Source organism: Sphingobium phenoxybenzoativorans (genome assembly GCF_001757355.1).
Classification (GTDB): Bacteria; Pseudomonadota; Alphaproteobacteria; order Sphingomonadales; family Sphingomonadaceae; genus Sphingobium; species Sphingobium phenoxybenzoativorans.
The window spans coordinates 1-15776 of the sequence record NZ_MINO01000002.1; the positions used below are offsets into that span (position 1 = coordinate 1).

Here is a 15776-nt window from a genome sequence, read left to right on the forward strand (position 1 = left end):
ACATCAAGGTCGATGGCGCGATCGACTCCCTGACGGGCACGGCGATCGCCAACGCCTGTAAGCAGAAGAACCTGCTGTGCAACCTGATCCAGTTCAATCCCAATGGGTCGATCAATACGGTTTTCTCGAACTTCCAGAACCTGAGCAAACTGCATGCCGAAGGGTTTGAGCTGGTGTCGGATTTCCGCATTCCGGCGCTGGGTGGGGATCTGAATTTCCAGGTGAACGGAAATTATGTCCTCGACCTCTCCACGACCGACGCGACCGGCGTCGTCACGCAACTGGATAACTGGACCGGCAACGCAGGTTCAGTCACCAACATTCAGGGCGTGCCGCGCTGGAAGCTGGACGGTGTCGTCACCTATGCGCGGCCGAGCTGGTCGATGACTTTCCACGGTCGCTATATCCCGCGCGCGCTTCTGGATCCCACAAAGATCGGGCCGGAGCAGGATGGATATGATATCAATGATCCGAACAGCATAAGCGAAAATCATATTGCCGCGCGGTTCTATCTCGACATCACAGGCACTATTAAAGTCAACGAGTCCTTTGAGATGTTCGGTACGATCAACAATGTGTTCGATAAGGACCCGCCCGGCCAGTTGCGCCTGATCGGTAACCCGCTGCACTTCGATCCGATCGGCCGGTTCTTCAAGGTTGGCGTGCGAACACGGTGGTAAGCCAGCCGGTATGAGATGCTGTGGGGAGTGGCGAACATCGTCACTCCCGATCGCATGTGACGGCGCCGGGCGCCGCATGGGAGTGGATGGATGTACGACAAGGCAGATCTTCGTTCGACGCTGGCTGGCAAGGCAGCATCGGCCGCGCCGGTCGATCAGCTTTACGACGCGGAATATGGGCTGTTCTACCGCGATCCGCCCGTCGAGGACGATGCCAATGGCAAGAGCTGGTATGTCCGCGGTCAGAATTTCATCATCGCCTATAGCGAGGCCCTGCCCGGCGCGACATTTGAGCGGCTGGGGCAGGCCGATGAATATATGGTTCTGCTGCCCGATGCCGATACGCCCGCGACCGCCAGCGCCGGCGGCCAGGATGTGCAAAGCGATGGATATGCGCTGTTCATCATGCCGCCGGGGGATGGCCGTTTGACTCTGGAAAAGGGGGGACGGATCGTCCGGATATTTTCGGCGCAGTCCCCCGACCTCGTCGCCAAATGCCCCAATGCCGGAGCCTATGCCGCACAGCACGCCAATATCCCGGCGTTCCAGCCGTGGCCGCAGCCGCCGGGGGGGTACAAGATCCGGCACTATTCGCTCGATGTGCCAGCCGAACCGGGGCGGTTCGGCAGGATCTGGCGCTGCACCACGATCATGGTCAACATCCCGAACAAGCAGAAGGGGCCGCGCGACCTGACCAAGGTGTCGCCCCACCATCATGACGATTTCGAACAATGTTCGCTGGCGCTTGAGGGCATATGGCAGCACCATATGCGCTGGCCCTGGGCCGTCGACATGAACAAGTGGCATGATGACGAGCATACCGAGGTTCAATCGCCGTCTGTTACCGTCATCCCGGCGCAGGTCATCCATACCTCGACCTGGCACTCGCCGGACGAAAGCCAGTTGGTGGATATTTTTGCGCCGCCGCGTGTCGACTTCTCGCTGAAGCCAGGTTGGGTGCTCAATGAAGGCGAATATCCGATGCCGCCGCAATAGCGGTCAACAACTCAGCGCGGCGGATCGCATCAGGAGGATAGTTTGGATCGCAAACCCAGTTTTATCGAGCGCCTTGGTGAAAAGGATGCGTTTCTGGTCGGCACCTGGGCGAAGATAGCTTCGCTGGAAACGGTGGAGCTTCTCGGCCATGTCGGTTTCGATTTCGCGGTGGTCGATATGGAGCATGCACCGCACAGCTTCCAGACCGCCTATCAGGCGATTGCGACGGCGCAATCGGTGGGCATGTATACGCTGGCCCGGCTGCCGGACAGGAGCGGAAGCGCGGTTCAGCGGCTGCTCGACGGCGGGATTGACGGTCTGCTGGTGCCGCGCGTGGAAACCCCGGCCATCGCTGCTGAGGCGACCGCCGCGATGGCGTTCCCGCCCCTGGGATCGCGCGGCATGGGCTATACTTCCCGCGCCGCCCGCTGGGGCCTCGACACTGCTGCGGAATATCTGGAGCGGGGCAGGAACCATGTCATGCGGGGCGTGCAGATCGAGGATATGGCCGCGCTGGAGCAGATTGACGGGATATTGGAAGCGCCAGCGCTCAATGCCGTGTTCATCGGCTTCGGCGATCTGGCGCTGAGTTCCGGGTTGCCCGGTTCGCATCCGACATTGCGCGCGCTGGAGGCCAAGGTGCTGGCGGCGGCGAAAGCCAAGGGCGTTCCCTGCGGGACGGCGGTGCAGACGCCCGACGAGGCCGTTCGATGCCGGGAAGCGGGCTATTCCTTCGTGATGATCAGCGCGGACACAACCTTGTTCGCGCATGCGGCGCGCAAATTGATGACGGATACCCGGAGCGCGCTGGGACTGTAAGCGGCGGCGAAGGCCACCGGAAAGTGAGAGGCGATTATGGCTGTTACATTGGATCATGACATTGCGGATGAGGCGCTGGAGGAGCGGGTGTCGCGCCTGCTGGTCGGCGCGGTCGATATGCATTGTCACAGCGGCCCCTCCGTCATGCCGCGCTCACTCGATCATTTCGAGGCGTTGAAGGATGCCTCCGATGCCGGCTTTCGCGCCATGCTCATCAAGGATCATTATTATTCAGCGACGCCGATCACCGAGTTGCTGAACCGGTCGCACGGGCATCTGAAGGTCCAGCTATTTTCCGGCGTGCCGCTGAACAACACGACCGGCGGATTCAATAAATATGCCGTCGATCACGGCATTGCCCTTGGCGCGAAACTTGTCTGGATGCCGACTTTCGCGTCCAAGAACCATGTCGAGGCGGATCAGAAGCGGAAGAAGGGGTTCCCGCACACGATCAAGCCGCTGTTGCCGCCCGATCCGCTGACGCCGCTGGACGCCAACGGCAATCTGAAGGACGAAGTGAAGGAAATACTCGACATCATTGCCGAGCATGATGTGATCCTTTCGGGCGGGCATCTGCACATTTCCGAAATCTTCCCGGTGTTCGAGGAGGCGAAGAAGCGCGGCGTTAAGCGGCTTCTGGTCAATCATCCGACCTTCATCATCGGCGCGTCGCTGGACGATATCCGCCAGCTCGTGACGATGGGCGCCTATATCGAGCATTCGCTGTGCATGTTCATCCAGATGATCGGCCGCGAGAAAGCGATGTTCCCGCCGGAAGATCTGGATGCGCTGATCAAGGCCGGAACGGTGGATCGCACCATCCTTGCGTCCGATCTGGGCCAGGTCGGCAATGACCGGCCGGTGCCGGGATTCCGTGGCGTTATCCGCAACTGCATAGCCCTGGGCTATTCCGATGAGGATATCCGCAAGATGATCTCGACGAACGCGCTGCAATTGCTCGGCCTGGACGACTAATATAATCGGCCGATCGGTGGGCCGGGCGCGTGCGCGCGGTCACATTATAATGGAACGCCCAGTCAAGTTACGGTAGCAGGCTTCGATCAGCCGGAGCCTGTTCGCCTCCGCGATGGCATGTGTTAGTGCAGAGACGGGGGAGCGATTTGCCGGTATCCAAGAAACCCAATGGCACGATCCGCATGCGGGACGTCGCCGAACGTGCGCAGGTTTCGCGCATGACGGTTTCCCGCGCCCTGAACCGGCCGGAGACCGTGAACGAAGTGCTGCGCAACCGGGTGCTGGAAGCGGTTCAGGACCTGGGCTATGTCCATAATCATCTGGCGCGCAGTCTGTCGTCGCGGCGGTCAAATGTCATCGGGCTGGTTCTGCCAAGCCTGGAAAATTCCATCTTCTCCCAGACGGTCAAGGGCATTTCCGACGTGCTGCGGCCGCTCGGCTATCACCTCATGGTTGCCGAAAGTTCTGATGATCCTGAGGATGAGGAGCGCGTCATCGCGGCATTCCTTGCCCAGCGCGTCGGCGGGCTTATCCTGCATTCGACCAACCATTCCGCCAATGCCGTCAGGATGCTGAAGGCGTCCGACACGCCGGTCGTGGAGAATGGCGACTTTCCGGTCGATCCGGTCGATATGGTGGTGAGCTATTCGAACCGGGCTGCGGCGAAGGCGATGACGCTGCATCTGGCGCGCCTTGGGTATAAGCGTATCGTCTTTGCCGGGCTGGCCGCCAATCCCAGGGCGTCGCAGCGCCAGTTGGGTTTCCTGGACGCGCTGGCCGAGATTGGCCAGAAGCAGGACGCCAAGCTGTCGGTTGCTGTATCGCGCGGCTTTGGAGGGGGCACGGAAGCCATCTCCTTCATCGACGCGAACATTCCCGACGCTGACGCCCTGTTTTGCGCAGGGGACGTGCTGGCCGTAGGCGCGCTGTTTGAGTGCGACCGGCGCGGATGGGCGGTTCCCGGCAGGCTGGCGATCGCCAGCTTCGACGATCTGGACCTGATGCGTCATGTCAGCCCGGCGCTGACGTCCCTGCGCCTGCCGCGTTATGAGATCGGCCGGCGCAGTGCGCAGATGATCCTGGACAGGATCGAGGAGCGCACCATGCCGGTGACCACGGTCGATCTGGGTTTCGAGATCGTCCAGCGCGCCAGTTCCTGAGGGCCTACGCCCCGGCCTGATCGACCTCCGCGAACGCCTCCCGCGCGATCCGGGTGGAATCGAGACCCGCGGGCACGCCGCAATATATGGCGACCTGGAGCAAAGCTTCGCGAATTTCATCGCGCGACAGGCCGTTGGTCAGCGCCGCCTTCACATGCAGTTTCAATTCATGGGGCCGGTTGAGCGCGCTGATCATCCCGATGTTCAGCAGGCTGCGGTCGCGGCGGGACAGACCCTCCCGGCACCAGATCTTGCCCCAGCAATATTCGGTGGACAGCTCTTGCATGGGGCGGCTGAAATCGTCCGCATTGGCGAAGGATTTGGCGACATAATCCGCGCCGAGCACTTCCTTGCGCAACGCCAGACCGCGATCATATTCTTCACTCGACATAGGCATCCTCCATTGAGCCATAAGGACGGCAAGCCAGCCATCGTTTGGGATTGCCGAATGCGTAGCCGGATGCGATACCGGTAACAACAGCAAAAAAGCGTAGCTTAGGTGTAAAATTATTATGGAAGGATCATTGATGCAGCTTGGTGGGCAACTCGCCGTCGTGACGGGGGCCGCGCGCGGGATAGGCCGGGCGATTGCGCGGGGACTGGCGGAGGCTGGCGCGCGCGTCGTGCTGACGGACGTTCACGAAAATGAGGCCGCCGATGCCGTCAGGGGCATAGCGGATGCGGGTGGGGAAGCCCGGTCTTTCAAGCTCGATGTATCGGACGCCGCCGCTTGCGACGCGCTGGCGGAGCAACTGCGGCGGGAGATGGGGGCGATCTCTATTCTGGTGAATAATGCGGGCGTCATCTTTCCCGGACGCATCCATGAGGAGGGGGCTGTCGAGAACTGGAATCGTACCCTCGCGATCAATGTCGGCGGACCGTTCAATATGTGCCGGGCTTTCTATCCCCATTTGCGCGAAACCCAGGGGTCGGTGATCAACCTCGCGTCGATCCGCTCGTTCGTGGCGGCCCCCAATGCGGCGGCCTATGCCGCGTCCAAGGGGGCAGTGATGCAATTGACGCGCGCGCTTGCGGTGGAATGGGGCGCTGACGGCATACGGGTGAATGCGATTGCGCCGGGCTTTATCGAATCGACCCTGGTGCCGGAAGACCAAAAGACGCCGGAGCGGGAAGCGGCGATCATCGCGCGGACGCCGTTGCGCCGGCAGGGGCAGCCTGAGGAGATTGCCGGGACGGCCGTCTATCTGGCTTCGGACGCCGCGCGCTATGTTTCCGGGACGATCATCCCGGTCGATGGCGCTTATCTGGCCGGGTAGAGGCGGTCAGCCCCGGATGGCGAGGATGAGAGCGTCGTAGCTTTCAGGGTTGATCTCGACATCGATCAGGGCGGGGCGGCCGCTGGCCAATGCTTCGGCAAAGGCCCCGGCAAGCTCTCCCTCCTCAGTGACGCGCCGTGCATGCCACCCGAAGCCGCTTGCGACCTGAGCGAAATCCGTATGGGAGAAATCCACGCCAGCGGGCGCCAGTTGCCGGCGGCGCTGCTTGGAACCGATCAGGGTCAGCGAGGAATCGTTGAATACGACGACCAGTGGCGTGGCCCCGTTCTGGATAGCGGTGCCGAGTTCGCCTAGGCACATCATCGCGCCGCCATCGCCGGTGAAGGCCACTGTGGTTCTGTCCGGGTCGACAAGGCTTGCCGCAATGGCCGCAGGGATGGCGAATCCCATGGTCGAAAGGCCGCGCGAGATGAGCGACAGGTTCGGCGCGTCGCAACGCCAGCTATGCAGCACCGGCAGCATATGCGCGCCTGCATCTATCGTGACGCGGCTATCGCCCGGCAATGCCCGCTGCGCAGCACGGACGAGTGCGGCCGGAGAGATTCCATCGCCCGTGAAGATTTGTGCGGCCGCCCAAAGCTGATCCTTGCGCTGCGCCAGCTCAGCGGGCGGCCATCCGCTTGCATCGGCGGCATCGCCAAGCGCGCCGATCGACGCCGTAATATCGCCGATGACCGAAACGGTCGGCGTGAACAGGGGATCGTCAAACGCATGGTTGGTGAGTTCGACCGAGGGGATAGAACCGTAGCGCCAGACCTGGGGAGGACCCTCGACCGGATCGAAGCCGTAGAGGATGATAAGGTCGGCCGATCCGATCAGCGGCTGTTCGGGAACGCCATTTGCGTAGAGGCCAAGACCCGGCGGGGTATTTTCCGATATAACGCCTTTCGCCTTGTACGTGGCGAGGACGGGGCAGCCGGTCGCATCGACGAAGGCGCGCAGCGCGGCCGCGGCATCCGGGGACCGGGCCTGCAATCCGGCAAGCAGGATGGGGCGGCGCGCCGAAGCGATCAGCGACCGCGCCTCCGCAAGCGCGGCTTGATCGGGCTTGGCAATGGCGGAGCTCACGCGGCCGCCCGGAGCAGCCTTTCCGGGGCGCCGGATAAAGGAGCCGGCGACCTCCAGATAGGCGGGGCCGGGGGGATTGCCGGTTGCGGCATTCAGAAGCCTGTCGACTTCCTCGATCGGGTCGGCCCCCCGCAGATTGGAGGAGGCGCGGAGCATGGGCGCCAGGATCGCCGTCTGATCGATCCGCTGATGACTGATGTAGCCCTGATCATCCTCATAGCCATCGGCAATCAGCAGCATGGCCGCGCGATCAAGGTCGGCATAGGCGACGCCATTGCTGGCCGCCGCAAGGCCGGGGCCGCGCGTGGTCATGGCGACGCCGGGCGCGCCGCTGATCTCCGACGCCACGCATGCCATTATGGCGGCGGAGGTTTCGGTGCGGGTCAGGATGAAACGAAGTCCCTGCTTTTCAGCGGCGGCAATGACATCGAGATTGCACTCGCCCCCCGGCACGCCGAAAATGAAGCGCACGCCCTCGTCGGCGAGGCGTGCGACGATGGCCTCGCTTACCGTTTCAACGGTCATTGTCAGTACCTCTTTCCCGAAAGCCGTCCGGTCTGTTTCAGATCGCCTGTTCCAGCGTCGGGGCGCTGTCTTCCAGCGTGACCCGGCGCATGTCGCGTGGATGTTTCTTGTCGTCAAAGCGCGTGCCGCGATGCATGGTGCAGCGATTGTCCCAGATCACAAGGTCGCCCACGGCCCAATGATGTTGGTAGACGAATTGCCGCTGCGTCGCGAATTCGGTCAGATGACGGATCAGCGCCATGGCCTCCGGCCGCGGCCATCCCTCGATCGCGCCGATATGGGCTGAAAGATACAGAGCGAGGCGTCCCGATTCCTGATGCAGCCGCACCATGCGCTGCGCCACGGGTTTGCAGCGCTCGATTTCCTCCGGGCTGAAAGCGTCGAAGCCCATCTGCTCGCGTGAATAGATCAGCGAGTGGTAGACGGTCAGGTCGCGGACTTCATCCTTCAATTCTTCGGGCAGATGGTCCCAGGCGACGCGCGTATCGATAAATTCCGTTTCGCCGCCAATGGGGGGAATGACGCGCGCCTGAAGCATCGACCAGTAGGCCGGGGTCGGCTTGAAGCTGCTGTCGCTGTGCCAGAGCAGATTGCCCAGATTATACATCCGCCGCCGGTCGTCCGCGCCCCAGATCTGGCCGTCCGGTCCCAGATTGGAAATATCGTTGATCTTCATATTGGCGATGCGGCGGCGGGACTGATCCACCAGTGTCGGGGTTTCCTCAATCTCGCCAAACTGCTCAGCGAAGGCGGCCTGTTCCTCGTCGCTCATCATCTGGCCGGGGAACACCACCACGGCATATTCGTCCATCGCCGCCTTGACCGCTTGCTTTTGCGCTTCGGTCAACGGTTTGCGAAGGTCGATGCCCTCCGCACGGGCGGCGAAATGGGGGTGAAGCGGCGTGCATTTCAGCAATTCGCCATTGTCTATCGTGGCTGAACGAACGGACACTGTCTTCTCCTGCAAAGCCTGGCTCAAGGCAAAATCATCTTGTTACCGGTCCCATAAATCTTTGTCACAAATGCCGCGCGGATTCAAGCGACCGAAAGACAAAGATATTTGAGTTCGAGATATTCATCGAGGCCGTGGCGCGATCCTTCGCGGCCAATGCCGGATTGCTTTACGCCTCCAAATGGCGCGACCTCGGTCGAGATAAGCCCGGTGTTTATGCCGATTATGCCGGACTCAATGCCTTCGGCGGCGCGCCATATCCGGTTTATGTCCCTGGCGTAGAAATAGGCGGCGAGGCCGAACTCGCTGTCATTCGCCATTGCAATGGCGTCGGCATCGGCATCGAACTTCACAAGCGGGGCGAGCGGACCGAAGGTTTCCTCCCGCAATACATCCATGCCGGGCTTCACATCGCGCAGCAGGGTCGGCGTGAAGAAGCGGGGGCCTTGCGGTGCGCCGGTCCCGCCCAGCACTATCCTTGCGCCCTTGCCTGCAGCGTCGTCTATGTGGCGCTTGACCTTCGCGACGGCGCGTTCGTCGATCAGCGGGCCGATGTCCGTACCGGGGTCCGCGCCGTTGCCGACCCGCAGCCTGGAGACGGCGGCGGCCATTTTCTCCACAAAGGCATTGTAAATGCCCGACTGAATATAGAAGCGATTGGCGCAGACGCATGTCTGGCCGGCGTTGCGGTATTTGGACTGTATGGCGCCTTCCACCGCCGCATCCAGATCAGCGTCGTCGAACACGATGAAAGGGGCATTGCCGCCCAGTTCGAGGCTGAGCTTCTTGATGCTGGACGCAGCCCCCTGCATCAGCAGGCGACCGACAGCGGTCGATCCGGTGAAGCTGATCTTGCGGACGGCCGGGTTTTCGAGGAACTCCGCGCCTATTTCCGCCGCATCGCCGGTTACGACGTTGAACAGTCCTTTCGGCACGCCTGCCTCGTCGGCGATCCCGGCAATGGCGAGCGCGGTGAAGGGGGTCAGTTCGGAAGGCTTGAGCACCATGCCGCAGCCCGCAGCTAGGGCGGGGGCAAGCTTGCGCGTGATCATCGCGGCGGGGAAATTCCACGGCGTTATCGCCGCCACAACCCCGACCGGCTGTTTGAGGACAAAGAGGCGCTTGTCCGCCATGTGGCCGGGAATGACCTCCCCATAGGCGCGTTTGGCTTCTTCTCCGAACCATTGGAAAAAGGAAGCGGCATAGGCGATCTCTCCACGCGCTTCGGCAAGGGGCTTGCCCTGTTCTTCCGTCAACAGGGCGGCGAGAGCGTCCGAGCGCTGCTCCATGAGCGATGCGATCCGCTGGAGAATGACTGCGCGGGCATTGGCGGGACGCGCCGCCCAGTCCCGCATCGCCTGAGCGGACGCCTCGATCGCCTTTCGGGTTTCCGGCCGGCCCAATGAGGGGATGCGCCCGATGATCGCCCCGGTGGCCGGGTTGTCCACCGAAACCCATTCCCCGTTGCTCACCCAATTGCCCGCGATGAAACATTGCTCGCGCTTCACATCATTTCCCTTGCCGACGACATTTTTTTGGCTGGCGGCCCACAGTCCGGGTCAATCCTTCAGGCTGGCGGGGCTCCATTTTTCATACCATTCGCGAGGCGGCACGGTGGTCGGCGTGTCGCTCTTGAACAGATTGACAAACTCCCTCGCGCGGAACCGCCAGCGGCCATCATCGCACAGGACAAGATGGTCGATCTGTTCGGCGATCTGGATGGGAGCATGCGACGGGAGCACCGGCGCGCCATCGCCCGCGAACAGCAGCATGACATTGTTGGTCCGGGCAATGCCGGGTTCGATCAGCTCCGCCCGGAAATTGGTGATGACATGGCGGTTGACGCGCGGCCCCCGGCTTTGCCGCCACACATAAAATTGGTGGATCGCCTCGCGTCCGCGCAGATTGAAGAAGGTGGCGTCCTCCAGATAGAAATCGCGCGTATTGAGGCCGCCATTGACGTCCACCTCATACCAATAGTCGGTCGCGTTGGAGAGGAGGATTTGGGTGAGCATGATCTTGTCTTCAGGCGTCATCGCTGAACTTTTTACCTCTCCCGCCCGCTGGCGGCGGACTTGCCATTATGCCGAGCAACACTGGCCCAGCGCCCGCCGGGCCTGCGATACTCTTGGATGCCATAGGATAATGTATTGTACGCCCATGTCTGATCGCGTTTCCTTATACTGGTACGGAAACACTTATTTCTGCCGGACATGGGGTTTTGCCATTTAAGCAATTCGGTTCAGGACAGGCTGCCGACGCGCGCGCCCTCAACACCGGCGTTCCCGGATTGCCAGGGCGGGCCTTTCCTCAATCGACAACATAAGCAGGCGGCATTTTCGTGTGGCGGAGGAGCATAGGGTGACTGGTGGGCAGCGTGACAATGAGCTGGGAATGTGGCTCGAAGCCTTTCAGGCCGCACTCAATGCCCGCGATGTAGAGGGCGTCTGCGCGCTTTTCTCCGCCGACGAATGCTATTGGCGCGACCTCGTTTCATTTACCTGGAATATCGCGACGATGGAGGGACGCGAGGCGATTTCCAAGATGCTGGCAACGCAGATCGAGGGGGTGCTCCCGTTCAGTGCCGTCATCGAGGGCGTGGCGGGCGAAGCGGACGGCATGGTCGAGGGCTGGTTTGATTTCGAAACATCAACCGGGCGCGGGAAGGGGCATGTCCGTCTGAAGGATGGCCGCTGCTACACTCTGCTGACGGCGCTTCAGGAGTTGAAGGGCTTTGAGGAGCCGGGTGGCAGGCGGCGGCCGGAGGGCGTGGTGCATCGTGCGATCAAGGATCGCGAAACCTGGACCGAAGCGCGGGCCGAAACGGCGCGGACTCTGGGTGTCGAGGAGCAGCCCTATTGCCTGATCGTCGGGGGAAGCCAGGGCGGCCTCGCGCTCGGAGCGCGGCTAAAACGGCTTGGAGTGCCCACGCTTATCATAGACGCCCTGGAAAAGCCGGGCGATGCGTGGCGCAGCCGGTATAAATCGCTCTACCTGCATGATCCGGTCTGGATCGATCACCTGCCCTATATCCCGTTCCCGGACCACTGGCCCGTCTATACCGCCAAGGACAAGATGGGCGACTGGCTGGAAATGTACGCCAAGGTGATGGAACTGGATTTCTGGGGTTCCACGCGGTGTGTCAAAGCCAATTATGACGAGGCGGCGAAGCGCTGGACCGTGACCGTCAACCGGGCCGGACAGGAAATGGTCTTGCGCCCGGCTCAGATGATACTTGCGACAGGCCTGTCGGGCATATCCAATATCCCCGTATTTCCCGGCGCTGAAAGCTTCCATGGGGTGCAATGCCATTCCAGCCAATATGAGGATGGAGCATCGTTCGCCGGCAAGACCTGCGTTGTCGTCGGCTCCAACAATTCCGCGCATGATATCTGTGTCGATCTCTGGTCGAACGATGCCGATGTGACGATGATCCAGCGGTCGCCGACGACCGTGATCAAGGCGAGCGCGTTGCGGCGGATCGCCGAAGCCGGGCCATATTCCGAGGCGGGGGTGGAAGCGGGCATCGATACGGATCGTGCGGACCTAATGATGGCGTCTTTGCCATTCCGTTTGAAGGAGCCGATCGACCGGCGGAATTGTGAGCAAATTCACAAAGAGGACGCCGCCTTTTACGAGCGGCTTGCCGCCTCGGGATTCCAGTTCGATTTCGGGGAAGACGGCACGGCCATCGGCGGGAAATATATGCGCCGCGCCTCAGGCTATTATATCGACGTCGGCGGATCGGACCTGATCTGCGACGGAGAGATTAAGGTGCGCAGCGGCGTGGGCGTGGCATCGATCACGGCGCAGGGCGTGGTCCTGACCGATGGCAGTGAACTGCCCGCCGATGCGATCATCTATGCGACCGGCTATGGCCCCATGGATGGCTGGGCGGAGATGCTGATATCCCGCGAAGTCGCAGAGAAGGTCGGCCGCTGCTGGGGGCTTGGCTCCGACACCGCGATGGACCCCGGACCGTGGGAGGGCGAGCTTCGCAACATGTGGAAACCGACCAGGCAAGAGGCGCTCTGGTTCCATGGCGGCAATCTCGTCCAGTCGCGCTTCCATTCCCTGCATCTGGCGCTGCAGCTCAAGGCGAGGATGGAGGGGCTGGATACGCCGGTGCATCAGCCGGACGCCATCATGCGTGAGCCGCTTGGTCTCGCGGCAAGTCGCGAGATGGCTTCCCAGGAGGCATGAGGGGCGAACGCCCGGATGTCCTGACCGCCGATCGACCCAAGCCGGGCAATTATCGCATTGTCGCCCTGATCGTCGCATCGACCATGCTGATGGAGCAGATCGACGCCACCATATTGGCGACGGCATTGCCCACGATTGCGCGCGAATTCGGCGAACCAGCCAACACTCTCAGCATATTGCTGACGGCCTATCTGCTGGCGCTTGCGATATTCATACCTGTGAGCGGGCGGATGGCGGATCGCTTCGGTTCGCGGTCAGTGCTGCGCGCCGCGATCCTGATCTTCATGGGCAGTTCCCTGCTTTGCGCATTCTCGACCTCGGTAACCGAAATGGGTGCGGCGCGGTTCTTACAGGGTGCGGCCGGAGCGATGATGATCCCGGTGGGACGGCTCGCCCTGTTGCGCGCCGCGCGTAAGGACGAACTGGTTTCCGCAACAGCGTGGCTTGTGACGCCCGCCCTGCTGGGTCCGATATTGGGGCCGCCAATCGGGGGATTGATCGTCACCCATCTGGATTGGCGCTGGATATTCTACATCAACCTGCCCATAGGGATCGCCGGAATAGCCGCTGTGTCGGCCTATATCGACAATATCCGGGCTGGAACGCGGGGACGGCCCGACTTTGTCGGGTTCGCCATTTGCGCCGTCGGGCTTGGCTCCTTGTTGATGGGGTGCGAAAGCGTCAGCCGGCCGGGCGAAGCGCACCATGCGCTCGCCTTTCTGATCGTCGCGGCCTTGATGGGCGGCGTGTATGCGTTTCACGCCCGCAGGCGGCTGGACCCTCTGCTCGATCTGGGGATGTTGCGGGATCGGTCTTTCCGCTTGTCCCTCATGGGAGGATCGCTGACGCGGATCACGCAGGGCGCGCAGCCCTTCCTGCTGCCGTTGATGTTTCAGGTGGGCTTCGGCTTCAGCCCGGCGATGAGCGGGATGATTTTGCTGGCCACCGCAGTCGGGTCGCTGATGGCCAAGACCATTGTTTCGCCGGTCATGCGCAGGTTCGGGTTCCGGCGCAGCCTGATCGTGAATGGCCTGCTGTCGTCACTATTCTACGGATTGTCGGGCGCGTTCCGGGCGGAATGGCCCATGCCAGCGATGATGGCGGTGCTTGTGCTGGCGGGATTCTTCATGTCCTTCCAGTTTACCGTCTATAATACGGTCGCCTATGAACATATCGAGGCGGAACGGATGAGCCGTGCGTCGAGCCTCTATTCCACCTTCCAGCAATTACTGCTGTCGCTGGGCATATGCACGGGCGCGATAGTGGTTCAGGCAAGTATGGTCTGGCGTGGGTCCCTTGTCCCGACCGCGCGGGACTTTTCAGCGGCGCTGGCCGCCGTCGCCTTCATTTCGGCGCTGGCCTTTTTCGTCAATCGCAGGTTTCCGCCGGATGCAGGGTCCGCGATGAGCGGGCATATCCCGCCCGACGATCAGTAGAAGCGCGCCTGTTCCGATGGCGTCCATGCGGGGGGATGAAGCACCAGTTCGTCGGTCACCACCTCGATAATAACCGGCGCATCGTCCCTGAATGCCGAGCGAAGAATGGGCGCCAGGTCATCCGGGCGCTCGACACGATAGGCTTTGCAGCCGAATGCCTGCGCCGCTTCCGCATAGTTGACGGGCGAGAAACGCCAATGATGGTCATAGTCCGGATTATCGATCCAGATCGGCTTTTCCTGGCTGAACCCGCCATTGTTGCTGACGATGGTCACGGTGTTGATGCCGTAACGCCGCGCCGTTTCCATCTCGCTCATATGATAGAGGAAAGCGCCATCGCCGGTGAGGCACACCACAGGCCGATTGGGCTGGGCGCATTTCGCGCCCAACGCCGCCGGATAGGACCAGCCGAGCGATCCCGCCGCACGCAGCAATCCTTGTCCGCGCCTGTCGAGATAGATGTTGCGTGCGGCCCATGCAGCGGCGTGGCCGGTATCAACAACGAGCAGCGCGCCTTCGGGCAGTTCTTCGGACAATGTTCTGCACAGCCTCTCCGGCCGGATGGGACGGGCGTTTGATGTTTCGACGGTTTCGATGGTGCGCCGCCAGTCCGCGCGCAGCGTCTCTATATGCGCAAGCCAGCCGGACCGGTCGGGCTGTTCCTCGGCTACCTCCGACAATTGTTCGCATATTGTGGCCGGATCGCCGCAGAGGCTTGCCTGCAAAGGGTAGTTGCGCCCCAGTTCGCGCGGATCGACGTCGATCTGGATCGCGGCGACGCCGGGCGCGGGGACTTTCCAGCCGGTTGTGGTCATGCTGCCCGTCGTGGTGCCCGCAAAGATGACCAGATCGGCCTCGCTCACGGCCTGATTGGCCATCTCACGCGAATAGATGCCGCATACGCCGAGGGACAACGGATCGCTTTCCGCAAGCACGGCTTTAGCGTCGAGGGAGGTCGCGAGCGGCAGCTTGTGGCTTCGCACGAATTGCTTCAGGGCATCCTGCGCGCGGCTCGAACGGATGCCCGACCCGGCAATGATGACAGGCCGCTCAGCTTGCTGCAGCAGGTCCGCCGCGCGCTGAATATCCGCGAACGGCGCGGCGTGCCGGACAGTAGGGCAGAGGGCGAAAGCGGGATTGGGGAGCGGTGCGGCATCGATCGGTTCGTTCAGCACGAAGCCGGTGAAACCGGCCAGTTCGAGATGAACAGGCCCCGGTGCGCCTGTTGTGGCGACGCGCATCGCCTGACCCAGCATGTCGGGCAGGCGGGAGGCCATGTCTATCCGCGAGGTCATCTTGGTCAGACCCGCATAGATCGGCTGCTGATCGACCTCCTGATACTGGTTGCGGTCGCGTGTTGTCGCGCTGCTTCCTCCTGTCAGCGCCAGGACGGGCGACCGGGCCATATAGGCGTCGAGCAGTCCGGCGGCGAGATTGGCTGCGCCGATTTGCTGCGCGCCGCATATGCCGATTCTGCCGGAAGCGCGCGCATAGCCGTCGGCCATATAGGCGGCGGCTTTTTCGCTATGGACGACGACCGGGTTGACCTTGGCCGCCTGCATCGCCTTCACCGCTTTCGGCAGGACGAGCGGGACATGGAAGAAATGGCTGACGCCGCACGCCGCGAAGGCATCCGCCAGATATTGATCGCCCGTATACACGGA

Annotated in this window: 13 protein-coding genes and 1 pseudogene; 8 read left to right on the plus strand and 6 right to left on the minus strand. The window is 62.1% G+C overall.

The window, feature by feature from the left end:
• The 5 genes and pseudogenes from BHQ40_RS01445 to BHQ40_RS01465 all read left to right on the plus strand — a co-directional run.
• Nucleotides 1–680 (plus strand): annotated as a pseudogene (locus BHQ40_RS01445) (TonB-dependent receptor); the annotation flags it as partial.
• Between the two features lie 90 nt (nt 681–770).
• Nucleotides 771–1676, plus strand: a complete 906-nt coding sequence (locus BHQ40_RS01450) for a cupin domain-containing protein (protein ID WP_070151454.1) — start codon at nt 771–773, stop codon at nt 1674–1676.
• 42 nt (nt 1677–1718) lie between these two features.
• On the plus strand, nt 1719–2495 hold the full coding sequence (locus tag BHQ40_RS01455) for an HpcH/HpaI aldolase family protein (RefSeq protein ID WP_070151456.1): 777 nt from the start codon (nt 1719–1721) through the stop codon (nt 2493–2495).
• A gap of 36 nt (nt 2496–2531) precedes the next feature.
• Nucleotides 2532–3470 carry a DUF6282 family protein gene (locus tag BHQ40_RS01460; protein ID WP_070151458.1) on the plus strand — a complete coding sequence of 313 codons (939 nt, stop codon included), beginning with the start codon at nt 2532–2534 and terminating at the stop codon, nt 3468–3470.
• Between the two features lie 146 nt (nt 3471–3616).
• Complete coding sequence (locus BHQ40_RS01465) at nt 3617–4630, plus strand: LacI family DNA-binding transcriptional regulator (protein ID WP_083276620.1); 1014 nt, start codon at nt 3617–3619, stop codon at nt 4628–4630.
• Between the two features lie 4 nt (nt 4631–4634).
• Here the strand turns inward: BHQ40_RS01465 and BHQ40_RS01470 are convergent, their stop codons facing one another.
• Nucleotides 4635–5021, minus strand: a complete 387-nt coding sequence (locus BHQ40_RS01470) for a carboxymuconolactone decarboxylase family protein (RefSeq protein WP_070151460.1) — start codon at nt 5019–5021, stop codon at nt 4635–4637.
• A 136-nt stretch (nt 5022–5157) separates the two neighbouring features.
• Here BHQ40_RS01470 and BHQ40_RS01475 point away from each other — a divergent pair, with 136 nt between their 5' ends.
• Nucleotides 5158–5907 carry an SDR family NAD(P)-dependent oxidoreductase gene (locus tag BHQ40_RS01475; RefSeq protein ID WP_070151462.1) on the plus strand — a complete coding sequence of 250 codons (750 nt, stop codon included), beginning with the start codon at nt 5158–5160 and terminating at the stop codon, nt 5905–5907.
• A 6-nt stretch (nt 5908–5913) separates the two neighbouring features.
• Here the strand turns inward: BHQ40_RS01475 and BHQ40_RS01480 are convergent, their stop codons facing one another.
• The 4 genes from BHQ40_RS01480 to BHQ40_RS01495 form a co-directional block, all read right to left on the minus strand.
• Entirely contained in the window at nt 5914–7521 is a 1608-nt protein-coding gene (locus tag BHQ40_RS01480) for a thiamine pyrophosphate-binding protein (RefSeq protein WP_070151464.1), read from the minus strand.
• A 37-nt stretch (nt 7522–7558) separates the two neighbouring features.
• On the minus strand, nt 7559–8473 hold the full coding sequence (locus BHQ40_RS01485; RefSeq protein WP_216094842.1) for a TauD/TfdA dioxygenase family protein: 915 nt from the start codon (nt 8471–8473) through the stop codon (nt 7559–7561).
• Between the two features lie 83 nt (nt 8474–8556).
• On the minus strand, nt 8557–9981 hold the full coding sequence (locus BHQ40_RS01490; RefSeq protein ID WP_070151466.1) for an NAD-dependent succinate-semialdehyde dehydrogenase: 1425 nt from the start codon (nt 9979–9981) through the stop codon (nt 8557–8559).
• A 51-nt stretch (nt 9982–10032) separates the two neighbouring features.
• Complete coding sequence (locus BHQ40_RS01495) at nt 10033–10509, minus strand: nuclear transport factor 2 family protein (protein ID WP_070151468.1); 477 nt, start codon at nt 10507–10509, stop codon at nt 10033–10035.
• 325 nt (nt 10510–10834) lie between these two features.
• Here BHQ40_RS01495 and BHQ40_RS01500 point away from each other — a divergent pair, with 325 nt between their 5' ends.
• Nucleotides 10835–12676 carry an NAD(P)/FAD-dependent oxidoreductase gene (locus BHQ40_RS01500; protein ID WP_253183218.1) on the plus strand — a complete coding sequence of 614 codons (1842 nt, stop codon included), beginning with the start codon at nt 10835–10837 and terminating at the stop codon, nt 12674–12676.
• A complete protein-coding gene (locus BHQ40_RS01505) occupies nt 12673–14112 on the plus strand; it encodes an MFS transporter (protein WP_070151473.1) in 1440 nt (479 codons plus the stop codon). Before BHQ40_RS01500 ends, BHQ40_RS01505 begins: the two co-directional genes overlap by 4 nt.
• On the opposite strand, the gene BHQ40_RS01510 is transcribed toward BHQ40_RS01505, so the two are convergent.
• Nucleotides 14106–15773, minus strand: a complete 1668-nt coding sequence (locus BHQ40_RS01510; RefSeq protein ID WP_083276621.1) for a thiamine pyrophosphate-binding protein — start codon at nt 15771–15773, stop codon at nt 14106–14108. The genes BHQ40_RS01505 and BHQ40_RS01510 overlap by 7 nt on opposite strands.
• Nucleotides 15774–15776: the final 3 nt, after the last annotated feature.

Excerpts from the sequence above, each read along its gene's own strand:
- BHQ40_RS01450 (WP_070151454.1), top strand. The coding sequence starts at position 771 with ATGTACGACAAGGCAGATCTTCGTTCGACGCTGGCTGGCAAGGCAGCA.
- BHQ40_RS01460 (WP_070151458.1), top strand. The coding sequence starts at position 2,532 with ATGGCTGTTACATTGGATCATGACATTGCGGATGAGGCGCTGGAGGAG.
- BHQ40_RS01470 (WP_070151460.1), bottom strand. The coding sequence starts at position 5,021 with ATGTCGAGTGAAGAATATGATCGCGGTCTGGCGTTGCGCAAGGAAGTG.
- BHQ40_RS01475 (WP_070151462.1), top strand. The coding sequence starts at position 5,158 with ATGCAGCTTGGTGGGCAACTCGCCGTCGTGACGGGGGCCGCGCGCGGG.
- BHQ40_RS01480 (WP_070151464.1), bottom strand. The coding sequence starts at position 7,521 with ATGACCGTTGAAACGGTAAGCGAGGCCATCGTCGCACGCCTCGCCGAC.
- BHQ40_RS01495 (WP_070151468.1), bottom strand. The coding sequence starts at position 10,509 with ATGACGCCTGAAGACAAGATCATGCTCACCCAAATCCTCCTCTCCAAC.
- BHQ40_RS01505 (WP_070151473.1), top strand. The coding sequence starts at position 12,673 with ATGAGGGGCGAACGCCCGGATGTCCTGACCGCCGATCGACCCAAGCCG.